Source organism: Streptococcus oralis (genome assembly GCF_001579025.1).
In the GTDB taxonomy this organism is placed as follows: domain Bacteria; phylum Bacillota; class Bacilli; order Lactobacillales; family Streptococcaceae; genus Streptococcus; species Streptococcus oralis_X.
In genome coordinates, this window is sequence record NZ_KQ970235.1 from 537,671 (window position 1) to 540,866 (window position 3,196).

Below are 3,196 nucleotides of genomic sequence, written 5' to 3' on the forward strand. Positions count from 1 at the left end.
TTAATGAGTGTCTAGCTTTAAACAAGTTCGTCGATAGACGTGTGCTCTTTATCGAGGCCTTGAGCAACTGGGAGGCTAGTTAAGTAACCTTGATAAGTGGTCACACCTTGACGCAAGCCCTCATTTTCAGCAATTGCTTGTGCGAATCCTTTGCCAGCCAGAGCTTCGATATAAGGAAGAGTGACATTGGTTAGGGCGATGGTTGAAGTACGGGCAACCGCACCAGGGATATTGGCAACGGCATAGTGGAGAACACCGTGTTTTTCATAGACGGGTTCATCGTGTGTTGTCACACGGTCAGCTGTCTCGATAACGCCACCTTGGTCAACGGCAACGTCAACAATGACAGAGCCTGGACGCATTTGTTTGACCATCTCATCTGTCACCAATTTTGGTGCTTTGGCACCAGGGATGAGAACCGCACCAATCACCACATCAGCATCTCTCACACTTGCTTCGATGTTGAATGAATTAGACATAAGAGTTTGAATTTGGTTTCCAAAGACTTCTTCTAGAACTGAGAGACGCTTAGCGCTGATATCTAAAATAGTCACTTGAGCACCAAGACCAAGGGCAATGCGGGCAGCATGTGTACCGACGACACCACCACCGATGATGGTTACTTTTCCTTTTGGAACACCTGGTACACCACCTAGTAGGACACCAGAACCACCAGCTTGCTTAGTAAGGAAGTGAGCTCCGATTTGAACAGCCATACGACCTGCAACCTCACTCATAGGAACGAGGAGCGGTAGTTGTCCTTGATTGTCACGAACAGTTTCATAGGCAATTCCTGTTGTTTTGGCTGCTAACATAGCTTCTGCTAATTCTGGCGCAGCGGCCATGTGCAAGTATGTGAAGAGAAGAAGATCGTCGCGCAAATAACCATATTCAGAAGCTAGTGGTTCTTTTACTTTCACGACCAACTCGGCAGCCCATGCTTCAGCAGCAGTAGCGACAATCTCAGCTCCTTGCTTTTGATAGTCAGCATCAGTAAATCCTGAACCGAGACCAGCATTTGTTTCGATGAGGACACGATGTCCACGAGAAACTAAGCTATGAACACCAGCAGGTGTGAGGGCGACACGGTTTTCGTTATTTTTAATTTCTTTTGGGATTCCGATTAACATATAGATAACCTACCTTTCAATTGTCGGATTGTTTTGGTTGTCACATTCCATTCCATAAATCAAAAATGTGATGGTTTTATTGTATATGAAACCGCTTCAAAAATCAAGAAAAACTTGTCATCCAAATTTATTTATGCTAGACTAGTGAGAATCAAGCTCTAATGGAGGAAAAAGCATGGAATCAATATTTGTGAAATTTGCCCAGTATCCATCTATAGAAACGAAGCGTTTATTGCTCCGACCTGTAACCTTGGACGATGCAGAAGCTATGTTTGAGTATGCTTCAGACAGTGAAAATACACGCTACACTTTTCCAACAAATCAAAGCTTAGAAGAAACTAAGAACAACATTGCTCAGTTTTACTTGGCTAATCCCTTGGGCCGTTGGGGAATCGAATTAAAAAGCAATGGTCAGTTTATCGGAACCATTGACTTGCACAAGATTGACCCCATTCTCAAAAAAGCAGCTATTGGTTACATTATCAACCAAAAGTATTGGAATCAAGGATTGACGACAGAAGCCAATCGGGCCGTGATTGAGCTGGCTTTTGAGAAGATTGGAATGAACAAGTTGACCGCGCTTCACGATAAAGACAATCTCGCATCTGGAAGAGTCATGGAGAAATCAGGTATGCATTTTTCCCACGAAGAACCCTATGCCAGAATGGATAATAGAGAACCAGGACGAATTATCACAAGAGTTTATTATGTCTTGACTAAGGAAGACTATTTTGCAAATAAATAAGCAGTTGAAAAGAAATTTTCGACTGTTTTTTCTTCCTCTTACGAATAATCTAAGAGAGGAGAAAATATGGAAGCAATTATCGAGAAAATCAAAGAGTATAAAATCATTGTCATCTGTGCTGGTTTGGGTTTGGCCTTGGGCGCATTTTTCCTACTAAAGCCAACTACACAAACATCTGTGAAAGAAACAAATTTGCAGACTGAAGTTGCGGCTGTTTCAAAGGATTCATCATCTGAAAAAGAAATCAAGAAGGAAGAAAAGGAAGAGTCTGCTGAACAAGATCTAATCACAGTAGATGTCAAAGGTGCTGTTAAATCGCCAGGGATTTATGATTTGCCAGTAGGAAGTCGAGTTCATGATGCCGTTCAGAAGGCAGGTGGATTGACAGAAGAAGCAGACAGCAAGTCGCTTAATCTAGCACAGAAAATCAGTGACGAGGCTCTGGTCTATGTTCCAACTAAGGGAGAAGAAGCGGCTAGTCAGCAGGCTGCCTCTGGAACGACTCCTTCGACAAGTAAAGAAAAGAAGATCAACCTTAATAAAGCTAGTCTGGAAGAACTAAAACAGGTCAAAGGCTTGGGAGGAAAGCGAGCCCAGGATATTATCGACCATCGTGAGGCAAATGGCAAGTTCAAGTCGGTAGACGAACTCAAGAAGGTTTCTGGCATTGGCGCTAAGACCATAGAAAAGCTAAAAGATTATGTCACAGTGGATTAAGAATTTCCCTATCCCCTTAATCTATCTGAGTTTTCTATTGCTCTGGCTTTACTATGCCATTTTTGGAGTGTCCTATCTCGCATTGCTAGGTTTTGTTTTTTTGATCGTCTGTCTCTTTTTCCAATTTCCTTGGAAATCGGCTGGAAAAGTTCTAGCGATTTGTGGAGTTTTTGGTTTTTGGTTTCTGTTTCAAAACTGGCAACAGACACAAGCTAGTCAAAAGTTAGTGGATTCTGTTGAGAAGGTACGGATTTTGCCTGACACTATTAAGGTCAATGGAGATAGTCTGTCCTTTCGGGGCAAGGCTGAGGGTCGCACCTTCCAAGTTTACTATAAACTCCAGTCTGAGGAGGAGAAAGAGCAATTTCAAGCCTTAACAGACCTTCACGAGATAGAGCTAGAAGGGAAAGTCTCTGAACCTGAAGGGCAGAGGAATTTTGGTGGATTTGACTACCGAGCCTATCTGAAGACTCAGGGAATTTACCAGACACTGACTATCAAGAGCATCCAGTCACTTAAACAGGTTAGCAGTTGGGATATAGGTGAAAATTTGTCGGCTTTACGTCGAAAGGCTGTAGTTTGGATCAAGGCGCACTTTCCAGAC

4 protein-coding genes are annotated in these 3,196 nt (G+C 42.9%); 3 read left to right on the top strand and 1 reads right to left on the bottom strand.

Features of this window, described 5'->3' with window-relative positions:
* Nucleotides 1-17 precede the first annotated feature (17 nt).
* Nucleotides 18-1,130 carry an alanine dehydrogenase gene (gene ald, locus SORDD27_RS02525; protein WP_061427140.1) on the bottom strand — a complete coding sequence of 371 codons (1,113 nt, stop codon included), beginning with the start codon at nt 1,128-1,130 and terminating at the stop codon, nt 18-20.
* 175 nt (nt 1,131-1,305) lie between these two features.
* On the opposite strand from ald, the gene SORDD27_RS02530 reads away from it, so the two are divergent.
* The 3 genes from SORDD27_RS02530 to SORDD27_RS10115 form a co-directional block, all read left to right on the top strand.
* Nucleotides 1,306-1,875, top strand: a complete 570-nt coding sequence (locus tag SORDD27_RS02530; protein ID WP_061427142.1) for a GNAT family N-acetyltransferase — start codon at nt 1,306-1,308, stop codon at nt 1,873-1,875.
* A 66-nt stretch (nt 1,876-1,941) separates the two neighbouring features.
* Nucleotides 1,942-2,592 carry a helix-hairpin-helix domain-containing protein gene (locus SORDD27_RS02535; RefSeq protein WP_061427144.1) on the top strand — a complete coding sequence of 217 codons (651 nt, stop codon included), beginning with the start codon at nt 1,942-1,944 and terminating at the stop codon, nt 2,590-2,592.
* Nucleotides 2,576-3,196: ComEC/Rec2 family competence protein (locus tag SORDD27_RS10115; RefSeq protein ID WP_231069268.1), on the top strand; the 621-nt coding region annotated here is incomplete at its 3' end. The genes SORDD27_RS02535 and SORDD27_RS10115, both read left to right, overlap by 17 nt.

Coding starts and splice junctions, on each gene's coding strand:
- SORDD27_RS02530 (WP_061427142.1), top strand. CDS start 1,306: ATGGAATCAATATTTGTGAAATTTGCCCAGTATCCATCTATAGAAACG.
- SORDD27_RS02535 (WP_061427144.1), top strand. CDS start 1,942: ATGGAAGCAATTATCGAGAAAATCAAAGAGTATAAAATCATTGTCATC.
- ald (WP_061427140.1), bottom strand. CDS start 1,130: ATGTTAATCGGAATCCCAAAAGAAATTAAAAATAACGAAAACCGTGTC.